Source organism: Pseudomonas sp. AP42, from assembly GCF_001728935.1.
Lineage (GTDB): Bacteria > Pseudomonadota > Gammaproteobacteria > Pseudomonadales > Pseudomonadaceae > Aquipseudomonas > Aquipseudomonas lactis.
Window position 1 is genome coordinate 1 of record NZ_LYSO01000050.1, and the last position, 22300, is coordinate 22300.

Annotated in this window: 15 protein-coding genes; 5 read left to right on the forward strand and 10 right to left on the reverse strand. The window is 59.9% G+C overall.

Features of this window, described 5'->3' with window-relative positions:
* On the reverse strand, positions 1–319 hold a 319-nt coding region (locus A7K61_RS33335; RefSeq protein ID WP_218188551.1), incomplete at its 3' end, for a hypothetical protein.
* On the opposite strand from A7K61_RS33335, the gene A7K61_RS17870 reads away from it, so the two are divergent.
* Both A7K61_RS17870 and A7K61_RS17875 read left to right on the forward strand, forming a co-directional pair.
* Positions 318–2573, forward strand: coding sequence for an Orn/Lys/Arg decarboxylase N-terminal domain-containing protein (locus A7K61_RS17870; RefSeq protein ID WP_047710655.1), 2256 nt, complete (start codon positions 318–320; stop codon positions 2571–2573). The genes A7K61_RS33335 and A7K61_RS17870 overlap by 2 nt on opposite strands.
* An 8-nt stretch (positions 2574–2581) precedes the next feature.
* On the forward strand, positions 2582–3163 hold the full coding sequence (locus A7K61_RS17875; protein ID WP_083263109.1) for a GNAT family N-acetyltransferase: 582 nt from the start codon (positions 2582–2584) through the stop codon (positions 3161–3163).
* 70 nt (positions 3164–3233) lie between these two features.
* On the opposite strand, the gene A7K61_RS17880 is transcribed toward A7K61_RS17875, so the two are convergent.
* Positions 3234–7349: a TcdA/TcdB catalytic glycosyltransferase domain-containing protein gene (locus tag A7K61_RS17880; protein WP_256557915.1), complete on the reverse strand. Its 4116-nt coding sequence runs from the start codon at positions 7347–7349 to the stop codon at positions 3234–3236.
* A gap of 252 nt (positions 7350–7601) precedes the next feature.
* Positions 7602–8507: a LysR substrate-binding domain-containing protein gene (locus A7K61_RS17885; RefSeq protein WP_069558060.1), complete on the reverse strand. Its 906-nt coding sequence runs from the start codon at positions 8505–8507 to the stop codon at positions 7602–7604.
* Between the two features lie 183 nt (positions 8508–8690).
* On the opposite strand from A7K61_RS17885, the gene A7K61_RS17890 reads away from it, so the two are divergent.
* The gene (locus tag A7K61_RS17890; RefSeq protein WP_047710658.1) at positions 8691–9029 is read left to right on the forward strand and encodes a hypothetical protein; all 339 of its coding nucleotides are present in this window, start codon (positions 8691–8693) and stop codon (positions 9027–9029) included.
* Positions 9030–9078: 49 nt separating this feature from the next.
* Here A7K61_RS17890 and A7K61_RS17895 read toward each other — a convergent pair whose 3' ends face one another.
* The gene (locus A7K61_RS17895; protein ID WP_032892208.1) at positions 9079–9315 is read right to left on the reverse strand and encodes a hypothetical protein; all 237 of its coding nucleotides are present in this window, start codon (positions 9313–9315) and stop codon (positions 9079–9081) included.
* A 227-nt stretch (positions 9316–9542) separates the two neighbouring features.
* On the opposite strand from A7K61_RS17895, the gene A7K61_RS17900 reads away from it, so the two are divergent.
* Positions 9543–10100 (forward strand): NADPH-dependent FMN reductase, encoded by a 558-nt coding sequence (locus A7K61_RS17900; RefSeq protein WP_069558061.1) that lies wholly within the window; start codon positions 9543–9545, stop codon positions 10098–10100.
* A 121-nt stretch (positions 10101–10221) separates the two neighbouring features.
* Here A7K61_RS17900 and poxB read toward each other — a convergent pair whose 3' ends face one another.
* From poxB to A7K61_RS17920, 4 genes are all read right to left on the reverse strand, one after another.
* A complete protein-coding gene (poxB, locus tag A7K61_RS17905; RefSeq protein WP_069558062.1) occupies positions 10222–11946 on the reverse strand; it encodes a ubiquinone-dependent pyruvate dehydrogenase in 1725 nt (574 codons plus the stop codon).
* A gap of 78 nt (positions 11947–12024) precedes the next feature.
* Positions 12025–13257 carry an NADH:flavin oxidoreductase/NADH oxidase family protein gene (locus A7K61_RS17910; RefSeq protein WP_069558063.1) on the reverse strand — a complete coding sequence of 411 codons (1233 nt, stop codon included), beginning with the start codon at positions 13255–13257 and terminating at the stop codon, positions 12025–12027.
* Positions 13258–13473: 216 nt separating this feature from the next.
* Positions 13474–13968, reverse strand: coding sequence for a DUF934 domain-containing protein (locus tag A7K61_RS17915; protein ID WP_044273390.1), 495 nt, complete (start codon positions 13966–13968; stop codon positions 13474–13476).
* A complete protein-coding gene (locus tag A7K61_RS17920) occupies positions 13952–15610 on the reverse strand; it encodes a nitrite/sulfite reductase (protein ID WP_003190712.1) in 1659 nt (552 codons plus the stop codon). The genes A7K61_RS17915 and A7K61_RS17920 overlap by 17 nt, the downstream gene beginning before the upstream one ends.
* Positions 15611–16036: 426 nt before the next feature.
* On the opposite strand from A7K61_RS17920, the gene A7K61_RS17925 reads away from it, so the two are divergent.
* On the forward strand, positions 16037–17104 hold the full coding sequence (locus A7K61_RS17925) for an ABC transporter substrate-binding protein (RefSeq protein ID WP_047712144.1): 1068 nt from the start codon (positions 16037–16039) through the stop codon (positions 17102–17104).
* On the opposite strand, the gene A7K61_RS17930 is transcribed toward A7K61_RS17925, so the two are convergent.
* Entirely contained in the window at positions 17101–17319 is a 219-nt protein-coding gene (locus A7K61_RS17930; protein WP_032892193.1) for a DUF2970 domain-containing protein, read from the reverse strand. The two genes, A7K61_RS17925 and A7K61_RS17930, sit on opposite strands and share 4 nt — an antisense overlap.
* A gap of 68 nt (positions 17320–17387) precedes the next feature.
* Complete coding sequence (locus A7K61_RS17935) at positions 17388–22214, reverse strand: dermonecrotic toxin domain-containing protein (protein WP_069558064.1); 4827 nt, start codon at positions 22212–22214, stop codon at positions 17388–17390.
* Positions 22215–22300: the final 86 nt, after the last annotated feature.

Consider the following 22300-nt stretch of genomic DNA (forward strand, 5'->3'; position numbering starts at 1 on the left):
GTACCCGGTTCAACTGTGTTGACTGCCAGGCCGCTTTCGCGAGCAAGCCCGCTCCCACATTTGGATTGTGGGGTATCAGGTAGATAGGTGTCGGCTGGGAGGCCGTCATCGCAGGCAAGCCAGCTCCCACATTTGGATTGTGGGGTGTCAGGCAGATAGGCGTCGGCTGGCAGGCCGTCATCGCAGGCAAGCCACAGTTTGATCGCAGCCCCGTACCGAAGTTATGTAGATACCTCTCGACCGCCTGTGAAATCTTCATTCGCCACTTTTGCTTCCAGCTTCTACCCTTGTGCAAAGCCTCCGGAGTAAGAGTGCTCATGTACAAAGACCTGAAGTTCCCCGTTCTGATCGTGCACCGTGACATCAAGGCCGACACCGTTGCCGGTGACCGGGTTCGAGGCATCGCCAGGGAGTTGGAACAGGAGGGCTTCAGTATTTTTTCTGCGGTGGACTACGCCGAGGGGCGGCTGGTGGCCGCGACCCATCACGGTCTGGCGTGCATGTTGATCGCCGCCGAAGGCGCCGGGGAAAACACCCATCTGTTGCAAAACATGGTAGAGCTGATTCGCCTGGCGCGGCTGCGCGCACCCAACCTGCCGATCTTTGCGCTGGGCGAGCAAGTCACCCTGGAAAACGCCCCTGCCGATGCCATGAGCGAGCTCAACCAACTGCGCGGCATCCTTTATCTGTTCGAAGACACCGTGCCGTTTCTGGCGCGCCAAGTCGCCCGCGCCGCACGCACTTACCTGGATGGCCTGTTACCGCCGTTCTTCAAGGCTTTGGTGCAACACACCGCCGACTCTAATTATTCCTGGCACACCCCCGGCCATGGCGGTGGCGTGGCCTATCGAAAAAGCCCGGTGGGGCAGGCGTTTCATCAGTTCTTTGGGGAGAACACCCTGCGCTCGGACTTGTCGGTATCGGTGCCCGAACTGGGCTCGCTGCTCGATCACACCGGGCCTTTGGCCGAAGCCGAGGCTCGCGCTGCGCGTAACTTCGGCGCCGACCATACGTTCTTCGTGATCAACGGCACGTCCACCGCCAACAAGATCGTCTGGCATTCCATGGTGGGGCGCGATGACCTGGTGCTGGTGGACCGCAATTGCCACAAGTCGGTGCTGCATTCGATCATCATGACCGGCGCGATCCCTCTCTACCTGTGCCCGGAGCGCAACGAGCTGGGGATCATCGGCCCGATCCCCCTGAGCGAATTCAGCCCTGAGTCGATCCGCGCCAAGATCGACGCCAGCCCCTTGACCCGTGGGCGACCACCGAAAGTGAAATTGGCGGTGGTGACCAACTCCACCTACGACGGCCTGTGCTACAACGCCGAACTGATCAAGCAGCAGTTGGGCAGCAGTGTCGAGGTGCTGCACTTCGATGAGGCCTGGTACGCCTACGCCGCCTTTCACGAGTTCTTCGCCGGGCGCTATGGCATGGGCACCTCGCGCACGCCGGACAGCCCCTTGGTGTTCACCACCCACAGTACGCATAAATTGCTGGCCGCCTTCAGCCAGGCGTCGATGATCCACGTGCAGGACGGTGGCGCACGGCAACTGGACCGTGACCGCTTCAATGAAGCCTTCATGATGCATATCTCCACCTCGCCGCAATACAGCATCATCGCGTCGCTGGATGTGGCCTCGGCGATGATGGAGGGCCCGGCCGGGCGCTCGCTGCTCCAGGAAATGTTCGACGAGGCCTTAAGTTTCCGTCGCGCCCTGGCTAACTTGCGCCAACATATCGCGGCCGAGGACTGGTGGTTTTCCATCTGGCAACCACCCTCGGTCGCAGGCATCGACCGGGTCGCCACGGCGGATTGGCTGTTGCACCCCGGGGATGAATGGCATGGCTTTGGCGACGTGGTCGAAGACTACGTGCTGCTGGACCCGATCAAAGTCACGCTGGTGATGCCTGGCCTCAACGCCGGCGGAGCCTTGAGCGAGTGCGGGATTCCCGCCGCAGTGGTCAGCAAGTTCCTGTGGGAGCGCGGGCTGGTGGTGGAGAAGACTGGGCTGTATTCGTTCCTCGTGCTGTTTTCCATGGGCATTACCAAAGGCAAATGGAGCACCTTGCTCACCGAGCTGCTGGAGTTCAAGCGTAGCTACGATGCCAATGTCAGCCTGGCCAGTTGCTTGCCGTCGGTGTATGCCCAGGGCCCGGCGCGTTATCAAGGCCTGGGGCTGCGCGACCTTTGCGACCAGTTGCACAGCTGTTACCGTAGCAATGCCACGGCCAGGCACCTCAAGCGTATGTATACGGTATTGCCGCAAATCGCGATGAAGCCTGCCGACGCCTACGACCAGCTGGTCAGGGGCGAAGTGGAGGCGGTCTCTATCGATGCCTTGGCAGGACGCATCGCCGCCGTGATGCTGGTGCCTTACCCGCCGGGCATTCCACTGATCATGCCTGGCGAACGCTTCACCGAGTCAACGCGCTCGATCATCGATTACCTGGCATTTGCCCGCACGTTCGATAGCAGTTTCCCCGGTTTTGTCGCGGATGTGCATGGGCTGCAACACGAAGATGACGGCAGTGGCCGTCGTTATACCGTCGACTGCATCAAGGGTTAAGGAAGGTTATGCAAGCTGTAATGAACCCGAAGTATCCAGGACTCAGTGTGCGAGTCGCCGACGAAGGTTTTGACGCCTATGTGTGGGGCAATGATTTCAGCTTTGAAGTCAGTGCCTATGGGGTGCCGCAAATCGGCCAGCGCGTTGACCAATGGCCAGTGGACCGCGTGCTGCCGTACCGCAAGTGCTATGGCATCGACCCAGAGGAGTTCGCCAGTTTCCGTGACGCTGCCGACAGCTCGATCTTCATGGCGTACCTGGATGACTGTGCCGTAGGGCATATCGTGGTCAGCACCAACTGGAACGGCTTTGCCCACGTTGACGAGTTGGCCGTGGCGTTGCCGGCGCGCCGACATGGCGTGGCCAAGTCACTGCTGGACGTGGCGCAATTCTGGGCCCGCAAGAAAAACCTGTCGGGCATGATGCTCGAGACCCAGAACAACAACCTCGGCGCCTGTCGCCTGTATGAGCGCTGTGGCTATGTGATGGGCGGTATCGATCAGTTGCGTTATCGCGGGATCGACCCGCACACCCGCGAGGTCGCGATTTTCTGGTATCGGTTGTTCAAATCGGAGCGCGAAGCGGTATGAACGGCTGACGATGTTGACCCTGGCGGGGACCAGGCGGCATTTATGCCGGCCCGTCCCGCTACCTCAATGCTCAGGTGTACATCCAAGAGTGTTCGTTGCCGGTTTTGATTTTAAAATCCAAGGCGAACGGAAAGTAATGGGTTTTTACCGCGTTCATTTTGTCTCGCGTATCGCTCGGTGGGACGATGCCTTGCGCTTTATACTGCTCGTGTATGACCGCTTCTATGTTGATAGCCGGCCCGTTGCGCACGGGTTTATTATCAACCAGTGTGACTTCTTTTAATCTATCAAAACCAAGGTCATACATGTCAGGCCTGCGCGCCTTGAGTATGTCGTTAAACATATCGGGGCCAACCGTCTCAAAAATTTTACGCTCGTACTGGTAGAACTCAGCATTGGGTGCCTCGCCTTGTTGAACGGTGGGGCGGTGTGCGGTGAAGTAGTCTTTGTTATTAGCGAAGCGGGTGCGCATCTCACTGATAATGGTGTCGATAACAGGGTTGTCAGGTTGGGTGGCGAAGTTGCTGGTGTTGTAGAAATTTTTGTAGTCAGTGAATTCAATGGCGACGGGGCTGTTTAACAGAATGTCGTTGGGCGCCGCGCGCAATTCGGTGTCTTTGACGGTGGTGACAATGCTGTCGTCAGTGTCAAGGTAAATGCCGCCGTATTTCTTCATGATCGGATAGCGCGCCACATCCGAGGCTGCAGCAAGGTTGGTTCCCTGGCCTTGGCGGAAATAGGCATACATGTCGGATGACTTTAACTGTTGGAAAACGTCGTCTTTATGAAGGTTTCTGACCTCAATGCCTGACTTGTTGGCCTCCAGTTGATTTTTGAGTTTGACAAACGTCCTCTGGTCGTTCGCATCAACATGAACGATAGATTTATAGCCAGGTGCGCTGACCGCATTGATCCTTATGTTGTCCTGCAAGTGAGGATTCATATGGCCGCCGGCCCAGAAGTAGTGAATCTCTTTGGGAATTGGCTTGGCGTTATGGGGGACCGTCAGAGAAATAGACGGCGCGTTAACAAAGATATGTTTGTGGGTTTTGATTTTTTTGGCGTGATTGAACTCATCGACACTACCCAGCCTCCATTTCCCCTTGCCGGCCCGCCAAAAATACAAGGCGCCTGGGTTCGCTTGGCTGCCGGGAGCGTGAGTATTCGACGTCTCGCTTTTCCATGCACCGACCTGCGTATCAAACGTCACCGTATGATCGCGGCCTTTGTAGTGGACGGCGTAGGGGGAAGCCCCCGTACGCGTTATCTTTACATCATCAAGGGGGACGACGAACGTGTCGTCGGCTAATCGCCAATGGGTTGTAGTGGGGGCGCCTCCGGGCAAACGGTGACCGCGTGAAATCGGTTCCCAACCTGCAACGCCCACATCCTTGATTGGAAGGTCGACGCCGGTTCCAGACGGATGCCTTATAAAGCGCTGGCCCTCTTTCAGGTTGGACTCATACAGCGTGCCGTCAACCTTCACATATTCTTTATTGTGCGGGCCCACGTAGACGTTGCCCTGCAAGCCTTTGACCTGCAGCAGGTCCGCAGAGACCGTGGCCTCGTAACCCTGCAGCGACGGTATATTGAGCACCTTGAGCTCGCCGTTGGCAGCCACCACCGAGGGTTGGAAATGCTGGAGTGGCGGCCCATAGGGCAAGCCCTTCGCTGCATCAAAGGCGTGCCAGTTGCCACCTTGGAACACCGCCCCCATTTCAAGGTCATGCCCGGCAATCCTGGCGGTACCTGTGCAAACCAGGCCATGCTGGGTACTGGCGGCTTTGAGCATGTCGTAGCTGCCGGTGGCGCCCCTGAGCGTATTGAAGGCTTTCGCGCCCTTGGACCAGGCCCAGCGGCTGATACCCTTGAGCAAATCGCCTGCGCCGCCCAATGGGTTAAGCGCCTCGAGCGCGACGGTGCCGACGAACCGTGCAGTTCTGGCGACGCCTTTGACCCCAAACACGCCCTTGCTCAGCACTTTGCCAGCCTGGGCGGCTTTGCCGGCGCCCAGTGTCACCAGGCCGATCACATCGAGGCCGAGGTCCATCAAGCCGTCGCCGATATTGCCCTGCATGAAATTAACAATCGCCGACCTGAAAGGAATCATGTTGAGAAAAAACTCGCCGATGGCCTGGTTGGCGGCGCTGGTTCTATCGTATGAAGTGCTTCCGCGGGCGTGCTGGAGCAGGTCATCGCCGTGCAGGTCCAGACGTTGGGTGAGCACTTTGGCGATGTAACGGGTGCGCTCGGAGTCGAACACCTGCGGTGTTTCAACGCGTGCCGGCGTTTCCTTGGACCGTTGGGCGTGCTCGTCTGCGAACGGGTTGAAGCGCACGGTCCTGTGCAAGGTGTTTGCGTCGCGCATATCGAGCCGGGAATAGGGCGGCGAATAAATATGCGCGAGGTAATTGTGTTTTGTAATGTTCCCGGCGCGGGTGTCGATCCGATAAATATTGACCTGCCCGTTGCGGGTGATTTTCACATCCAGCGTATGGCCTTTCTTGATCAGGGTTTTGCTCGAAAAATCGGCTTCTATGAAGTAGTCGTTGGTATGAAAAAATTCGAGCTGGCCATATTCGAAATTTTCCCGATCTTGCGGTGGTAACGTCGATATCAGGTGCTGAGTCATTCCCGCATGACCTTTTTCCAGTGCCTCCATTGCAGGTTTGTAGCGCTGGTCAAAGGCGTCTGCGACCGACAGTACGCCGCTATCGGAAAGCGCGCAGAACGCCATGATGGGGATGCGCTTGTCCTGGGTGACCCAATGCTCGCTGTCACTGTTGTCGACCTTGGCCCCCTGCATGACCACATCCAGCATCGAGTGGGTACCGGGGAAGCGTCCTGGCCGTCCTGGAACCAGTCGGGCCTTGGTCAGGTGCTTTGCCCTGAAGACGTCGTCCGGCACATCGGGAAATTTTTCCCGCAGCAATTGCATGCCCATCTCCTCACGCATCGGAATGGGGGTTGCCAGTGCCTGGGCGGTGGCCTGCAACGATTGTTGCTGATTGCTGAAGGCGGTTTGCGTGGCGCGCATCTGCGTATCGCTGGGGGAGGTGTCCGCTTTCAAGTAACCGTTGACGATTCCCCAGTTGTGCAAGGCTTCGCGATGGATCGTCTGCGTCAGCGCTGCGCCGACATCGGTGGTCTCGGCGGCTGCCAGTACCTCGCTGTAGGTCATGGTGAACGCACGTCCCGGCGATTCGACCTCCAGCTTGGCCACGGCGATCTCCAATTGAGTCCAGGGCACGCTGGCGTAGGTCACGTTGGGCGGTATGTCCTTGACCAGATACTGCGGTGCGCTACGTGCCAGCAACAGGCGCGCTGCCAGGTCGGCCGATGCCTTGGACGCTCGACCTTCCTTGACCAGATGGCGGCTCAAGCCGTCGATCGCCACGCTGGGCGGCTGGTTCCATAGCGCCCGTTGGCCGAGATCAAAGCCACTCACGCTGTTGCGGGCCGGTGTTCCCAGGGCTTGCGGGTCCAGCCCCAGTGCAATGGCTGCCAGCAAGTAGTCATTGACGCTGGTGTTGGTTGCGATGCCGCCTAGTCGCGCTTGAAGGAACTGGCCCAGTGCTTGCGCCTTGGCCGATCCCAGCAGCATTTCCATGGCGCTGGCCGGGAATTTGAAATCGTTGCTCGACAGGTGAGTGACAGAGCACAGGTAGCCCAGTACCCCCTGTTTGTCGGTCAATGGCAGTTCTGGCAACGCGGGGTCTGGTGTGTTCAACAGGTCAATGAGGGCTTGTCGGTCCTGCGCCGACAGCGGGATCGGCCACGACAAGGCGCCACCGTAATTGCCCAGGGGAAACGTCTGCACCTGCTTGGTCGCCACTTGATAAAGCGCCAGCAACGCCTCAAGGGTCTTGGGTGCGGGCACGCCGCTGCCGCTGAGGAATGTACCTAGCTTGACCCGGCTGTTGGGCGCCAGGTTGTGTTGCCGCGAGTACCGTGAGCCCTCGCACATCGGTAGCGTGGAGGTTGCCAGATGCGTGGCGAGCCGGGCTTCGAGCGCGCCTCGTTGGCGGTCCGACACCTCGCCGGGGAAGGCGTCGTTGAGTTCCTTGAGGAGTTCACCCAGGTTGTCTGCCAGTAGCTGCCAGTTACAGCGCTCACTGAAGGCTTGTTTAAGGGCTGCCGGGTTGTCGAGCTCGTCAGGGGCCACATCGTTGGTGGAGCCCTCCACCGGCAAGGACTGCGTCGTGGGCGCAGGCTGCAGGGGCGGTGCTTGAGTCAGGGCAGCAGGGTGCAGCAGCGGCAAGTGCGCCAGTGCATTGGGTAGTGGGAGCATGGGTATCAATCCTTGGTTGCGCTGTTCATCCGGTAGAAAGCCTGAGCTTTGCGCTGGATGAGTGCCTTGCGCACAGGATGGGGTTCCTGTCGTTTCTTTAAGGCCGTGTGTCGGTACCAGGAAGGGAAGGGAAGGGCGCGGAGCCCGTTACAGTGCCGGCGAGCCCGCGAGCAGGGGCTGGGCTTTTTGCGCGACGATTTCCAGCAGCGCATTCAGCGCGGGTGTGGACGCGGCATTCTTCAACGTCAGTGCGTATAGGCTGACCGGAATGGGCGGTGATAACGGGCAGGTATCCAGCCCGGACTCCTGCGCACCGAAGGCGGTGAACGGGTCGACAATCGCCAAGCCTTCTCCGGCTTCCACCAGGCCGCGCATCATCGGGTAGGTTTGCACCCGCGTCTGCACCACGGGCAGTGGTCGCAGGGCTTGCAGCTTGGCATCCAGCAAGCGGCTGAGCGGGTCATGGCCTTCCAGGCCGATCAGCGACTGGCCGGCTAGGTCCTGCAGCGCAATGTATTTTTGCTTGGGCTTGAGCCAGCCATGGGGGGCCAGCAACTGTAATTTGCCTTGGGCCAGCACCGTGCTTTGGATCTGTGGATGCTCAGGGTCATGCAGGCTCAGGCCCACATCGGCTTCATGCAACAGCAGGCTGTTGATGATCTCGCCAGTGGTTTGGCTCGACAGGTTGCACGGCATGTCCTGGAAGCGTCGACGCAGCGCGGCAATGCTCTGGGGCAACAGTTGGTTGGCCAGCGGCGGCGTGCAGAGGGCGCGCAAGGGCGGCGCGTGGTGGTGTTTCAAACGGCTGGCAAGGCGTTGCAGCGGCTCCAGGGCTTCGTACAGAGCAGTAATTTGCGCCTGCAACTCCAAGGTTTCCCGGGTGGCTTGCAAGCGCCCGCGCACGCTGGCGAACAGCATGAAGCCCAGTTGCTGCTCAGCGTCCTTGAGGGTGGCGTCTACTTCGCCCACGGAGAGTTGCAACCACTCGGCGGCGGTGCCGAGGTGGCCGGTTTGCAAGATGGCCTGAATCACTTCGATATGACGTAAACGCATGGCCGGAGTCTATGTGCAGTGCGCAGGGGATTCAATGGCGCAGGCCTTCGTGCGTAAAAAAGACTGCCGGGGTCGTCCCAGGCTATGGCGTTCAGCCACGACCCCACTAGAATGACGAGTCTGATCAGCAACGACCCCTGCCGGTTTGCCGGTACTTAAAATAAAAAACAGGTCTGGTCTCATATGCCTCTGCCCTCGACGTTCTTCGGGGTAACGGCCAAGCAACTCCTGGTCCTGGTGACCGTGGGAGGCCTGGCGGCTTACTTCTTCAATTATCAGGATGAACCGACCCAGGACAGCCTCGCACTGGAAGCCTTTATCCGCACCCAGCAACAGGTGGACGAGCAGGTGGGCGCAGTAGTGGGGATTACCCTGGTCAGGGAGGTTGAGGCTTACCCCGCATACAACGCGCCGGGTTACAAGCGCTCGATGTATACGGTGCAAGGGGAGCGCGGCCAGTTGCTGGTGACGCTCAAGCAAGACGAGCAGGGCATAGAGGTAACGCAGATCCGCCGCCCATGAGCGTTCCCAGCCCAGTCGCCAGGACTGAGCAGGTGAACAAGGCAAGCGTTTACGATGCCAGGGTGGTTTCGGACTCGCGCACGAGAATGGTGCCCGACTGGATCAGTTTGAATTCATCACCTTCCAGCTTTTCTACACGGTCGCCAATGGCCAGCTTGTAGGTCACGGTGGGCGTCGATCCCGCCAGGTCGCCTTGCGCCGGGTTGGATTCCTGGAACTCATGCACCGAATACACGCGGCCTTCCGCGTCTCTGGCATGAAACTGTCCAACAAGTACTGCAGCCATCTGTTTAGAACCTCTGGAGATAAACACTCGATTTGCGGTTCTGTAGACCGTCAGGGAGCGGGGTAGTTTACCTATAAGAAAAAAATACTATTCGCTGATATTTTCAGACGCTTCCTACGCAAGCGCTTGCAAGGAAAACGTCGAGGGAATCCGCATAACCCTCTGGTGAACGCGCCGCGAAGCCTCTATAACTACAAGCTCCTTTATTCAGAAGTCGGGAAACCTCAATGAGCAAGGTCTACACGATTGCCGTCCTGGTGGGCAGCTTGAGAAAAGAGTCGATCAACCGCAAGGTCGCGCTGGCCCTGGCCGAACTGGCCCCTGCCAATCTCAAGTTGAACATGGTTGAAATCGGCGACTTGCCGCTCTACAACGAGGACATCGACGGTGCAACACCGCCAGCAGCCTACAGCACTTTCCGCAAACAAGTGAGTTCATCCGACGCGGTGCTGTTCGTCACCCCCGAATACAACCGCTCTGTGCCGGCAGCGTTAAAAAATGCCATCGACGTGGGCTCGCGCCCATACGGGCAAAGCGCCTGGAGTGGCAAGCCCGGGGCGATCATCAGTGTCTCGCCGGGTGCCATCGGCGGCTTTGGCGCCAACCACCACCTGCGCCAGTCCCTGGTGTTCCTGGATGTGTGGTGCATGCAGCAGCCGGAAGCCTACCTGGGCGGGGCAGGCAGTGTGTTCGATGAAGCGGGGAAGGTGTCGGACAAAACCAAGCCGTTCCTGCAGGCGTTCATCGATGCCTATGGCAAGTGGGTAGAAAAACAGAAGGGCTGAAATTAGCCCGGCAGCTGTAGGAGCGAGCTTGCTCGCGAAAAACTTGAGGACAACGCGTTCATTCAGGATGCCAGCGTTGTCGTTACGATCTTCGCGAGCAAGCTCGCTCCTACAGTAGGGGTTATCGCAGCCAGTTGGTCCGCGCCAGCTCTATGACCTCATCCCCACGCCCGCTCATCACCGCCTTGAGCATATACAGGCTGAACCCCTTGGCCTGTTCCAGCTTGATGCTCGGCGGCATCACCAGTTCCTGAGTGGCGGTCACCACATCCACCAACACCGGTCCATCATGGGCCAGCGCACGGCGCAGGGCCGGCTCCAGGTCTTCGGATTGCTCCACCCGAATGCCCAAGATCCCCATGGCATTGGACATGGCCGCGAAGTCCGGATTTTTCAGCTCGGTGCCAGTGTCCAGGTAACCCGCCGCCTTCATCTCCATGGCAACAAAGCCCAGGGACGAATTGTTGAACACCACCAGTTTGACCGGCAATTGCAGCTGCGCCAGGGAAATGAAATCCCCCATCAACATAGTGAAACCACCGTCCCCAGACATAGAGATCACCTGCCGCCCAGGGAATGCCGCCTGCGCACCGATAGCCTGAGGCATGGCGTTGGCCATCGAGCCATGGTTGAACGAGCCGATCAGCCGGCGCTTGCCGTTCATCTTCAGATAACGCGCCGCCCACACGGTGGGTGAACCGACATCGGCGGTGAAGATCGCATCATCATCGGCCAGCTCGCTGAGCAAGCGCGCCACATACTGGGGATGGATCGGCCTACCAGCCTTGGACGGTTGCGCCAGGTCATCCAGGCCTTGGCGGGCTTTTTCGTAGTGCTTCAGGGAGGTTTCGAGGAAGCTGCGATCGGTCTTGCGGGTCAAGCGTGGCAGCAGCGCGGCGATGGTTTCACTGACGTCGGCGGCGATGCCCAGGTCCAAGGTCGCACGGCGCCCCAGGGCTTGCGGGTTGCGGTCCACCTGGATGATCTTGGCGTCGGTGGGGTAGAACTGGCGATAGGGGAAGTCAGTGCCGAGCATGATCAAGGTGTCGCAATCGAGCATGGCGTGGTAACCGGAGCTGAAACCGATCAGGCCGGTCATGCCGACGTCGAACGGGTTATCCCACTCCACATGCTCCTTGCCCCGCAGTGCATGCACCACCGGCGCGCCGAGGGCGTCGGCCAGCGCCACTACCTGATCGTGGGCACCGGCACAGCCGCTGCCACACAGCAGGGTAACTTTCTCGCTGTTCTGGAGCATGTCGGTGAGGCGCTGCAAGTCCTGCTCAACCGGCACGGTGCGCGGTGCGTGCAAGGCTGGCCACGGTTTGAGCTTATCTTCCACTTCCAACAGCGACACATCCCCTGGTATCACCACCACCGCCACGCCTCGGTTGAGGATCGCCGAACGCATGGCACGGTGCAGCACCTGAGGCATCTGCTCGGGGTTGCTCACCAGTTCGATAAAGTGGCTGCACTCCTTGAACAGTTCCTGGGGATGGGTTTCCTGAAAGTAATTCAGGCCAACCTCCGAGGACGGAATTTGCGCGGCAATCGCCAGCACCGGCACATGGTTGCGATGGCAGTCGAACAACCCATTGATCAAATGCAGGTTACCCGGCCCGCAACTGCCAGCGCACACCGTCAATTCGCCAGTGGCCGCCGCTTCGGCACCGGCAGCGAAGGCGGCAACCTCTTCGTGGCGCACATGCATCCACTCGATGCTGTCCATGCTGCGCAAGGCGTCGGTCAGGCCATTGAGGCTGTCGCCGGTCAGCCCCCAGATACGCTTGATGCCTGCCTGTTCCAGGGTGGTCGCCAACTGCTGCGCCAAGTTGATTTTCGCCATGAGGAACTCCAATCGTCAGTGAGGTTGAAAAACTGCTGATCAGTAGGGGACAGTTCAATCACGGCGAATGCTCCGCCTTTAATGTGAAGATTGCGTCATGCTCGCGCGATACTGCCGCGTACGCCGCGCGATAAACCACTGGTCACACACCAGTGCCAGCCAGGGCGCCACGTTGGGGTTGGGCAGGCGGCCGCGGCTCAGGCGGCGCATCTGGTCGCGTACCACGGCGAGGGTGGCGAGGGCGGCCAGGGGTTTGCGCTTCCATTCCATGGGCCGCAGTTGTGGGTTGAGGTCGCGACCTTCACGCCACTGCTTGAGCAACTGCGGCTCCAGGGTCAGGGCGGTGGCGATGCCGGCCATGGCGATGCCGCTGTCCAGTACCTGCTGGACCACCGGTAAACGGCGAATACCCCCGGTCACCATCAGCGGCATGTTGGCGACAGTTGCCATTTCCCTGGCGAAATCCAGAAAGTACGCTTCACGGGACAGGGTGCGCCCGTCCCGGGCTTCGCCTTGCATGGCCGGCGCTTCATAGCTGCCGCCGGACAATTCAAGCAAATCAATCGGCAGTGTATTGAGCATCTCCACCACCGCGCGCGCATCGGTTTCATCGAAGCCGCCACGCTGAAAGTCTGCCGAGTTGAGCTTTACCGACACACAAAATGAAGGGCTGACGCTGGCCCGTACGGCACGGATGACCTCCAGCAGCAGGCGGGCACGGTTTTCCAAGGAGCCGCCCCAACGGTCGGTGCGATGGTTGCTCAAGGGTGAGAGGAACTGGCTCAACAAATAGCCATGGGCGCCGTGGATCTGCACCCCGGTGAACCCGGCTTGCTCGGCCAGGCGGGCGCTGGTGGCGAAGCGCTTGATGACGTCCTGGATGTCGTCTTCGGTCATGGCCTTGGGTGTGGCGAACATCTTGGAAAAACTGCCCACATCCAGCGCGATAGCCGAGGGTGCCAACGCTTGTTGACCTAGGTTGGCCATGGTCTGGCGGCCCGGATGGCTGAGCTGTACCCAGAAGTGCACACCCTTGGCGCGGGCTACGTCGGCCCATTCACGAAAACTGGCCAGGTGTTGCTCGTTTTCCAGCGCGACACCACCAGGGCCGGTCATGGCGCGGCGGTCGATCATCACGTTACCGGTGAGCAGCAGGCCGGGCTCGCCGTCGGCCCAGGTCTTGTACAGCTGCTTCAATGCTTGGGACGGTGCCTGGTGCAAGTCCGCCATGTTCTCTTCCATCGCGGCCTTGGCGATGCGGTTGGCGATGACTTGGCCGTTAGGCAGTTGCAGCGGTTCGAACGGTGACATGGGTTAACTCCTGAGCAGGGGAGGCCTCAGGCTAAGCTTAAAGTTAACTTTAATGTCAAGCGGGAGTCGATCACGAAGGATTGACGGGCGATGGAACTGTAGGAGCGAGGGGGACGCCTAGTTCTTGCTCGCGAAGAACGCGAGGACAACGCGTTCATTCAGGATGTCAGCGTTATCGTTCAGGTTTTTCGCGAGCAAGCTCGCTCCTACAGGGTGTCAGCGGCGGCGGAACAGTGGCAGGGGTTCATCGGTGGCCGCTTGATAGGTCACCGAGAAATCCTTGAGACTTTCCAGCGCTTCGTACGGGTCTTTGTCTGCGCGCAAGGCGAAGGCATCGAACCCGCAACGGCGCAGGTAGAACAGTTGGTCACGCAGCACATCGCCAATGGCACGCAGCTCACCCTTGTAACCATAACGGTCACGCAGCAGGCGGGCGTTGGAGTAGTTGCGCCCGTCGGTGAAGGCCGGAAAGTTCAGGGCGATGACTTGGAAGTGCTGCACGTCATCGCCGATTTCTTCGGCTTCTTCATCGGCGTCCAGCCACACACCCAAACCGCCGTCGCGGGCCTTGAGGGCGTGGCCGTGCTCGCGCCACAGGGCCAGCGGCACGATCAGGTCGTCGCAGTTGGAAATGCCGTCGAAGCTCGCGTCCTTGGGCAGCAAGTGCCAGGTTTCGTCGACGACTGCGTTGTTCTTAATGATTCGCTGCATAGACGCGCTCCTTGAACAGGTCGATGCCGATGCGCTGGTAGGTGTCGATGAAACGCTCATCTTCGGTACGCTGTTCGATGTATACGTCGATCAGCTTGCCGATCACCTCCGGCATGGCTTCCTGGGCGAAGGATGGGCCGAGGATCTTGCCCAGGCTCGCATCGCGGCTGGCGCTGCCACCCAGGGACACTTGGTAGAATTCTTCGCCTTTTTTGTCCACGCCCAGGATGCCGATGTGGCCGACGTGGTGGTGACCACAGGCGTTCATGCATCCGGAGATGTTCAGGTCCAGCTCGCCGATGTCGAACAGGTAGTCCAGGTCGTCGAAACGGCGCTGGATCGACTCGGCAATCGGGATTGACTTGGCGTTGGCCAGGGAGCAGAAATCGCCGCCCGGGCAGCAGATGATGTCGGTCAAAAGGCCGATGTTCGGCGTGGCAAACCCGCCTTCGCGCAGCTCGCCCCACAGGGTGAACAGTTGGCTCTGCTCAACGTCCGCGAGGATGATGTTCTGCTCGTGGGAGGTGCGCAGTTGGCCGAAGCTGTAGCGCTCGGCCAGGTCGGCGACCGCGTCCAGCTGCTTGTCGGTGATGTCGCCTGGCGCTACGCCGGTGGGCTTGAGCGACAGGGTCACTGCCACATAGCCCGGCTTCTTGTGCGCCAGGGTGTTGCGGGTGCGCCAGCGGGCGAAGCCTGGGTGTTGCTGGTCGAGTGCGGCCAGCTCGGCGTCCTGATTGCTCAGGGCCTTGTACTCAGGGTCGACGAAATGCTTGGCGACGCGGTGTACTTCGGCTTCGGTCAGGGTGGTCTGGCCGCCGCGCAGGTGTTCCATTTCGGCATCGACCTTCTGGGCAAACACCTCAGGGGTCAGCGCCTTGACCAGGATCTTGATCCGGGCCTTGTACTTGTTGTCGCGACGGCCGTAACGGTTGTAGACCCGCAGGATGGCGTCGAGGTAGCTCAACAGGTCCTGCCACGGCAGGAACTCGTTGATGAACGCGCCGACCACCGGGGTACGGCCCAGGCCACCGCCGACCAATACGCGAAAGCCCAGCTCACCGGCGGCGTTGTACACCGGCTCCAGGCCGATGTCGTGCACTTCGATGGCCGCACGGTCCGAGGTCGAGCCATTGATGGCGATCTTGAACTTGCGCGGCAGGTAGGCGAATTCAGGGTGGAAGGTGGTCCACTGGCGCACGATCTCGCACCATGGCCGTGGGTCGATCAGCTCATCGGCGGCGACGCCGGCAAATTGGTCGGTGGTCACGTTGCGCAGGCAGTTACCGCTGGTCTGAATGGCGTGCATCTGCACAGTGGCCAGTTCAGCCAGGATATCCGGCACATCTTCCAGGGCCGGCCAGTTGAACTGCACGTTCTGGCGGGTGCTGATGTGGGCATAGCCTTTGTCGAAGTCGCGGGCAATCTTGGCCATCATGCGCGTCTGGCGCGACGTCAGTTGGCCATAGGGCACGGCCACCCGCAGCATCGGCGCAAAGCGCTGCACATAAAGGCCATTTTGCAGGCGCAGAGGGCGGAACTCTTCTTCGCTCAGTTCACCTGCTAAGTAGCGTCGGGTCTGATCACGGAACTGCTTGACGCGGTCCTCGATGATGCGCTGATCGTATTCGTCGTATACGTACATATAGGTCCTGTTCTCGGCAAATCTGCGCGCACGGCCGCGCACTCCCAACGGAGCCGGCGCACGATAACAGTTTGCGTATATGCGCAAAAGTGATGTTTGGGTATATGTAAATAACCAAACTGACTAATGAGAACCGTTATCGTCATACCCACATTTGTCATAGGGACAAGTGTGGTCTTTACTGTGATCGAGTCTGAGTGCAGTCACCTATAAAACCGACAAGAGGCGATGCGATGAGTAATTCCACCAAAGCCCGCAAACCCGACAGTACCGTGGACGCCTGGGCAATCTTGTTCCTGATTATCCTGGTGGTTGGAACCGCGGTGTTCTGGGTCAGCCACCAGTAAAAGCAGCACGTGGATTGAGCCTCGATTGAATATCTAATTGCCACTATCATGGCGATCTATGTTCAAGGTTCAGGCAACCATGTTGAAGGTTCTGATGGCGTGTGTGTGGTTGCTGGGGTCGGCGTACGGGGCAATCGCCCAGGCTGCGTCGGTGGTGTTTCTCAACCCTGGCTTGTCTTCGGAAACCTTCTGGGTCAGTTATGCGCAATTCATGCAGGCCGGCGCCAAGGACCTCGGCCTGGATTTGCGTGTGCGCTATTCCGAGCGTGACAACCAGGTCACCCTGGCCCATGCGCGGGAGGCACTGCTGGGCACTGAACGGCCCGATTACCTGGTGCTGGTCAATGAACAGTACGTCGCCCCGCAGATCATGCGCATGGCCCAGGGCAGCGGGGTGAAGTTACTGATCGTCAGCAACGCGCTGACGCCCGACCAGGTGCAGCTATTGGACGCCTACAACGACACCGGCTTGATCGGCACGATGGTTGCCGACGACGAGCAGGCGGGCTACCTGATGCTCACCGACTTGTTGCGCCAACACGGCCCGGTCGCTGCGGGCACCACACTTGACCTGCTGGCGTTTTCCGGCGCCAAGACCACGCCGGTCGCACAGTTGCGCGTGCAGGGCATGCAGCGTGCCCTGGCCGAGCACCCCGAAGTGCGCCTGCGACAGTTGGTCTACGGTGAGTGGAGCCGCCAGCGCGCATTCGAGCAGGCCAGCCAGCTGTTCAAGCGCTACCCGCAAACCGCACTGGTGTGGTCGGCCAATGATGAAATGGCGCTGGGTGCCATGCAGGCCCTGCAAGACAGTGGTCGCGTACCGGGCAAAGACGTGTTGTTCAGTGCGGCCAACAGCTCACCGCAGATCCTCGCGGCACGCCTTGATGGGCGCCTGAGTACCCTGGTGGCGGGGCATTTCACCCTGGGCGGTTGGGCGATGGTGTTGATTCATGATGAGGCCAAGGGGGTCGATATTGGCGCGCGTGGCGGTCGCAACCGCCAGCAAGCGTTGTTTCAGTTAATCGACGCCGCCCAGGCACGCCGGCTATCGGGCCCCCTGCCATCAGTGAATTTCCGCGCATTATCAGCGGTGGGCAAGCCTGCGTCCTACCGTTACCCGTTCAGCCTGCAACTGTTGCTGCGTTAAACCCCGGCCAGGTGCAGCACCAGCTTGACGATGCCAAACAGGGTCAAGGCAAACACCGCCGTGAACAGGATGCCCAGCAGCACAAAGTGGCTGGGCTTGCCGTGGGTGAAGTCACGCGCACGGTTCTTGCCGCTCTGCACGCCAAAGGCTGCGGCCATGACGCTGTGCAGCATTTGCCAGAAGGTCGGCGGTTTATTGTCGATTGGGTCGTCCATGCTTGCCTCGCGAGCCGGGTCATCCTACAGAGAATAGTTCAACCCTATCGGAACGTGCCTCGCACCGTTCACACTTCCAGGCCAAGGAACAGTTTCTGATCCAGCGGCGCCTCTACCAACGCTTTCTCCAGATTGATCACAGAGCGGTTATTGGCTCTGGCTTGCTCCATCAGTTCCTTGCGCGTGAATAGACGTTCCGCTGGGGTCTTCAAGTGCCCGAAATCAGGCTTTGAAACGGGCTGTTCCACGGAGGAATAGTGAAAATGCGCGTACCACAGGTCCGCGTCTTCCTGCCTCATTCCGGCCTTGATTTTACGTTTGTCACGTATGGCATATTCGGTCAGGTAGTCACCGGCCTTCAATGGCACACGTTTTTTGACCAGGTTGATGTCGACAAAACCGTGGGTCCACAGATAGTCGATTTTGGCGGCTTTGGGGCGCTGTAACAGGTAGCCTTCTGCGCAGCGTTGACGAGCCTGTTCAGTGGCCGCTATTGCCTCGTCATCGTAACTTTTACGCAGGGCAATGGCGCTTTCGTCAGTCGCGTTTTTGAGCTCCTCGGCAAGCGCTTTGAATTTTGCCGCATGCTGACTCAGCATCACGTCCCAATCATAGGGGTTCACGACCTCCCGCTGCTCAGGGTCGCGCAGTTTTCGTTGCTGGTAGCGAATACGTTCATCAATACCTTGCCGCTCGTCTTTGATGGCTTGTGCGTGCGCCCTAATTCTTTTCAAGGATCGAACCACAGGCGCGGGCGTTTTAGTCGGCACGCTGGCGGGCTCGACGATTTTCCACACGCCTTCGCTGGCATGTTCGTGGTAAGAGGCAATGATTGTGTTGGTGAGCGGGTCCGTGATATCGACATAATTGCCCGGTTCATCGGGCTGTTGCGCACGCACGTCACCCACCAGGCTTTTCTTGTCTGCGGTTTTGATAACCCGTCGGGTTGCGGCTTTTTGGCGTTTGGCTTTGTCGAGCGCAGGTTGCGGGGCAATCTTTTCTTGCGCCAGGATCAAGTTTGCCAGTTGCGCCTCCAGGCTCGAACGTGCCTCGTTCAGATGTGCCAGGTACGAAACACGGTAACCCTCCCTTACAAAGCCGGAGCGCATGTCGTGCAACGAGGTGACCGCGTTCTCTAGCTGCTCATAGCGCTCTAGCACGCCTTTGAGCACAGCGATTTGTTCCGCCGTCGAATAGCCAGCGGTAGTGCGCATCTCGGTATGTGCAAGCACGAGGCTGGCGATTTGGGCGTCAGTGAGTACACGGATGAAAGGAAACTCCATCACCCTCACAGGGCGATGGGTGCGATTGAACACCAGATCGGTGAACACCAGCATGACATGTTGCTTGATGGCCACTGAAGAGATGTGTTGATCGGAAGGATTATGCTCCAGGAACAGCCGGCGCTGCCCAGGATCAGCCTGCTTGAGAAGGGTTTCGATGTGTTCAGCCGGTTCAATCATTTGATTGAGCGCCGCTACTTGCTGCTTTTTAGTGTCAATGTACTCGTCGTAGGCATGGGTGATGTTTTCAGCACGTTCACGATTGGCGCGCTCACCGAGTTCGCTGGCGTTTTCGCCGGTGTCGCTTGCCAGGGTGTCGGCCATTTTTTGCGCCAGGCATTCAAAGACAGAACTCCAGTAGCTATAGATGATTCTTGTGGCTTTATCTCGTGCGGGTTTGTGTGCGGGGTTGGTGCGATCGGTTTGCATCAGTTCATCGGCCTTGGCTTCGATTCGCTGCATCAAGGGGATCAATACCCGGCCGTTTTGCTGGTAGTTATCGAGTGCCGTTTCCCATTGGGCCCTGGCGTGCGCCGTACTGACGCGCCTGGCCGCATGCCGTTGGGTCACCCTGAGGTGCAGTTGCGGGATGCCGGTTGAGGTGCCGAGCAGTAGCCAGTCATCCCTCAGGCGCTTTGCCTGGTCGACCAGATTGGCGCGGGCGGTATTCAAGGCGGATTCAAACCCGGTGGTAACGGTCACTGAGGCGTTCATTTCCACGAGGAGCGCGGCGAATTCTTGCGTTAACGACTGTATTCGTTGCTCACGTGCAGACAGCCACTTATTGAGACTCTCTCTGGGCATCCCTCCCTTCAACCTGGCTCGTCGGTCCAGCCGCCAATGCCCCTGGCCATCGCTGGTCAACCTGAAGCCCGGACGCTGTGGGTGCTGCGGATGGACCAGGTAAACCTCGCCAAACCCCGGCACCACACTCACCTGAAACAACATCCCGCCGACGCTGGCGTGCCAGGCTCCGTCGATGCGGTAAAGCCCTTTCAACGCACCGCTTGGCTGCGCAGCGGGTAAGATGGCGGGCCAGGGCACATGCACCTCGACCAGCGCCTTGAGTAACGTTGCGCTGGCCATGGGGCTGGCGAGCGAACGACTGAAGTCCAGGGCTGTATGGCCGCTGGCCGGTGGCTCGCCGGGGAGTGCGACCGGGCCATGACGCACCACTGCGGTGCTCTGAACGCGTGGCAGGCCGACCGGGCGGCGCCAGGTTTGCAGATGCAGGGCGTGGTCTTGTGCGCCAGGTTCTGCCAACGGCCGCGCCGAGGGCGAGGCAGCGTGCAACAGCACCATCGCGGTGTTGAGCAGTAGATCGATCAGTGCCACCTCACGGGTGGTTGGGTCATCGCTGTCCAGGCCCGCCAGGTCCTGCGCCAGGCTACCGACCAGTACCATCAACCAACCCGCCAGCATCGCCGGTCCTCGCACCAGCGGCAGTAGCAGGCTATTGAACAGCAACCAGGCGCCTTCCATCACAAGGGCCCAGCGGCTTTCACTGTTGGACACTGACTCGCGGTCCGCCAAGTCCACCAGCGCTCGCGCCGTGCTGCCGAACAGGTGGTTGAGCAGTTGCCCGTTGACCTGTGATTGCAGCCATTCACCCGCGCCCTCATCGACCGCCAGGGTAGCGGGCTCGGGTTTTTCAAGCACGCTGAGCTCGTCGCCAGGCAGGAAGCGAATCAGGTGGGGTTCGCGGATACCGCCGTGATCGTAGATCGGACGCGCCTTGTCGCTCAGCCAGGTCAATACGCTGTCTTGCAAGGCGCCGGGGCTGGCGAGGGCATCCAGCAGCGCCTGGCGGGTCGGGTACTCATGCAGCGCATCGGCGTACAGCGGTTGGTACAGCAGGTGCGGGCCAATGTTGGCATCGCGTGGTTCGATGATAAACGCATTGCTGACTTCATCGGGTGAGGCCCCGGGCTTGCGGCACAGAGCCAGAGGGCGCAGGACGATCTCCTGGCCGTCAACGAAACGCTCCAACGGGCTTTCACCCATCAACGCCTTTACGTAGCGATAACCCGCGATGCTGACGCCATGCTGTCGACGGATCTTGAGTTCGAGCGCCTGCATCGGCAACCTGACCTTCAGCGCGCGGGTAAACAGCGCTTCTCGCCGGCGCGCATCGGCGGTGTCGGACAACAGCGTGTCCTTGATGTTCTGCGGATAGGCCGTGCCGATATCCACGCGCTGGATCAATCCCGAGGCCCCCAGCACATAGTCCTCTGTCAGCCAGGACGGCAAGGCCTGGGCGCCCTTGGCCAGTATTTCCAGCGTGCCGCTGGGCTTGCCGGCCAGGTTCTTTACCGCCAGCTCGGTCAGTGACAGGCGCACATGCTCGACAATACCGGCGCCGCCTGGGTAGCCGGCACCGATCGTGAAGTCCAGCACCACGTCGTCGGGGTCGTAGTCGCCATGATCAGCTTGCATCTGTTTGCGCAAGGCGGCGCGGCTGAAGCTGTGCAAGTCTTCGATGCCCTGGTTGAAGGATTGCCCCTCGCTCTGTTGCAGCACCAGTGCCATGTCCTGCAGGTGGCGATGGTAGGCAAAACGGTCAGCGTTGTCGGCCTGGCTGAGCCAACCCGGCAATTGGGCGCTCAGCTGGTGAAGAAATGGAGCGGGGGGGACGGGCACGGGGGTAAAGAAAATCGCCGGGTCGGTGAGGGTTTCCAGGCGCCGGCCCAGGGTTATTTCGTCTTGCCCCTGGAACGTCAGCGTTGCGAGGTCTTGCAGCTGCTGGTTGAGGATCAGGCCCGCTTGTTGGTCGAATACATTGCCGTTCGGTTCGTTGCGTCGCCAGGTCATGCTGTCGAACGTAAAGCGCGCTTGCATCCGCGCCGCCCAGGATTGGCCGAAAGCATCGATGCAATCGAAGGTCTCGATGTGCCCGGCCAGGCTGTACAGCAGCACCTGCTTATCGCGCACCAACAGCAGGTCGGGTGTCAGCAGAAGCGCTTCCTGGCCGGCGCGGTTGAAGGTGTTTTCGATGAAGTACACATAGGTGGCAGGTGTGGAGCGCGGCAGGCGCTCTGCCAACACCGGCCAGGCAGCGACGACCGCCAGCATGTCGCGCTGGGTTTCGTCCAGATGTGATGAGCGTGCGGCGGTGGCGGTCATCTGACCGTGGAGAAAGTCGCTCAGCCATTGCCAGCGACTGCGGCCATGGTTGTCGACGCTGCTCCAGTAGCCCGCCAGGTCGTGCTGCCAGTGCAGGTACAGCGACTCGGGCAGCTCATCGAGGAGGCGCGCGATGACCTGCATGTCGATGAGGGCCGGCGCCTGTGGCTTGAGTATCCTGGGGGGCTGCTGGGTCAGGTAGTACGGCAGCTCGCGCTGCGGGTGCAGGTCCATCAACTGTGGTTTCAGCACATGCGCGATCGCAATCTCCATCAACGAGGGGTAGGTGTAGTGCCCCTCGGCATGGGGTGTGGCGAGCTTGACCGAGCGCAGGTTCAGTTGCAGCGTTGGATAGTGCTCCACAATCCCCCTGCGCAGGGCGTTGAATACCACCGAGTACAAGGCTGGACGCGATGCGAAACGGGCGTGGACCGCCTGGGCAGGCAGTTGCTCAAAAACAGTTGGAGGGGGCGGTGCGGGGTTGGGCATGACGAAATCCATTGTCTGTTTGAATTCGAGGGTGGTTGGCACCGTTCTGCGGGCCAGCCATAGCAAATCGAATTTCGTCACCGCAC

What these genes read in the sequence shown, in the direction of transcription:
- A7K61_RS17935 (WP_069558064.1), bottom strand. Translation starts at nt 22,214, where the DNA reads ATGCCCAACCCCGCACCGCCCCCTCCAACTGTTTTTGAGCAACTGCCT.
- A7K61_RS17875 (WP_083263109.1), top strand. Translation starts at nt 2,582, where the DNA reads ATGCAAGCTGTAATGAACCCGAAGTATCCAGGACTCAGTGTGCGAGTC.
- A7K61_RS17925 (WP_047712144.1), top strand. Translation starts at nt 16,037, where the DNA reads ATGTTGAAGGTTCTGATGGCGTGTGTGTGGTTGCTGGGGTCGGCGTAC.
- A7K61_RS17870 (WP_047710655.1), top strand. Translation starts at nt 318, where the DNA reads ATGTACAAAGACCTGAAGTTCCCCGTTCTGATCGTGCACCGTGACATC.
- A7K61_RS17885 (WP_069558060.1), bottom strand. Translation starts at nt 8,507, where the DNA reads ATGCGTTTACGTCATATCGAAGTGATTCAGGCCATCTTGCAAACCGGC.
- A7K61_RS17890 (WP_047710658.1), top strand. Translation starts at nt 8,691, where the DNA reads ATGCCTCTGCCCTCGACGTTCTTCGGGGTAACGGCCAAGCAACTCCTG.
- A7K61_RS17910 (WP_069558063.1), bottom strand. Translation starts at nt 13,257, where the DNA reads ATGTCACCGTTCGAACCGCTGCAACTGCCTAACGGCCAAGTCATCGCC.
- A7K61_RS17920 (WP_003190712.1), bottom strand. Translation starts at nt 15,610, where the DNA reads ATGTACGTATACGACGAATACGATCAGCGCATCATCGAGGACCGCGTC.
- A7K61_RS17895 (WP_032892208.1), bottom strand. Translation starts at nt 9,315, where the DNA reads ATGGCTGCAGTACTTGTTGGACAGTTTCATGCCAGAGACGCGGAAGGC.
- A7K61_RS17900 (WP_069558061.1), top strand. Translation starts at nt 9,543, where the DNA reads ATGAGCAAGGTCTACACGATTGCCGTCCTGGTGGGCAGCTTGAGAAAA.
- A7K61_RS17930 (WP_032892193.1), bottom strand. Translation starts at nt 17,319, where the DNA reads ATGGACGACCCAATCGACAATAAACCGCCGACCTTCTGGCAAATGCTG.
- poxB (WP_069558062.1), bottom strand. Translation starts at nt 11,946, where the DNA reads ATGGCGAAAATCAACTTGGCGCAGCAGTTGGCGACCACCCTGGAACAG.
- A7K61_RS17915 (WP_044273390.1), bottom strand. Translation starts at nt 13,968, where the DNA reads ATGCAGCGAATCATTAAGAACAACGCAGTCGTCGACGAAACCTGGCAC.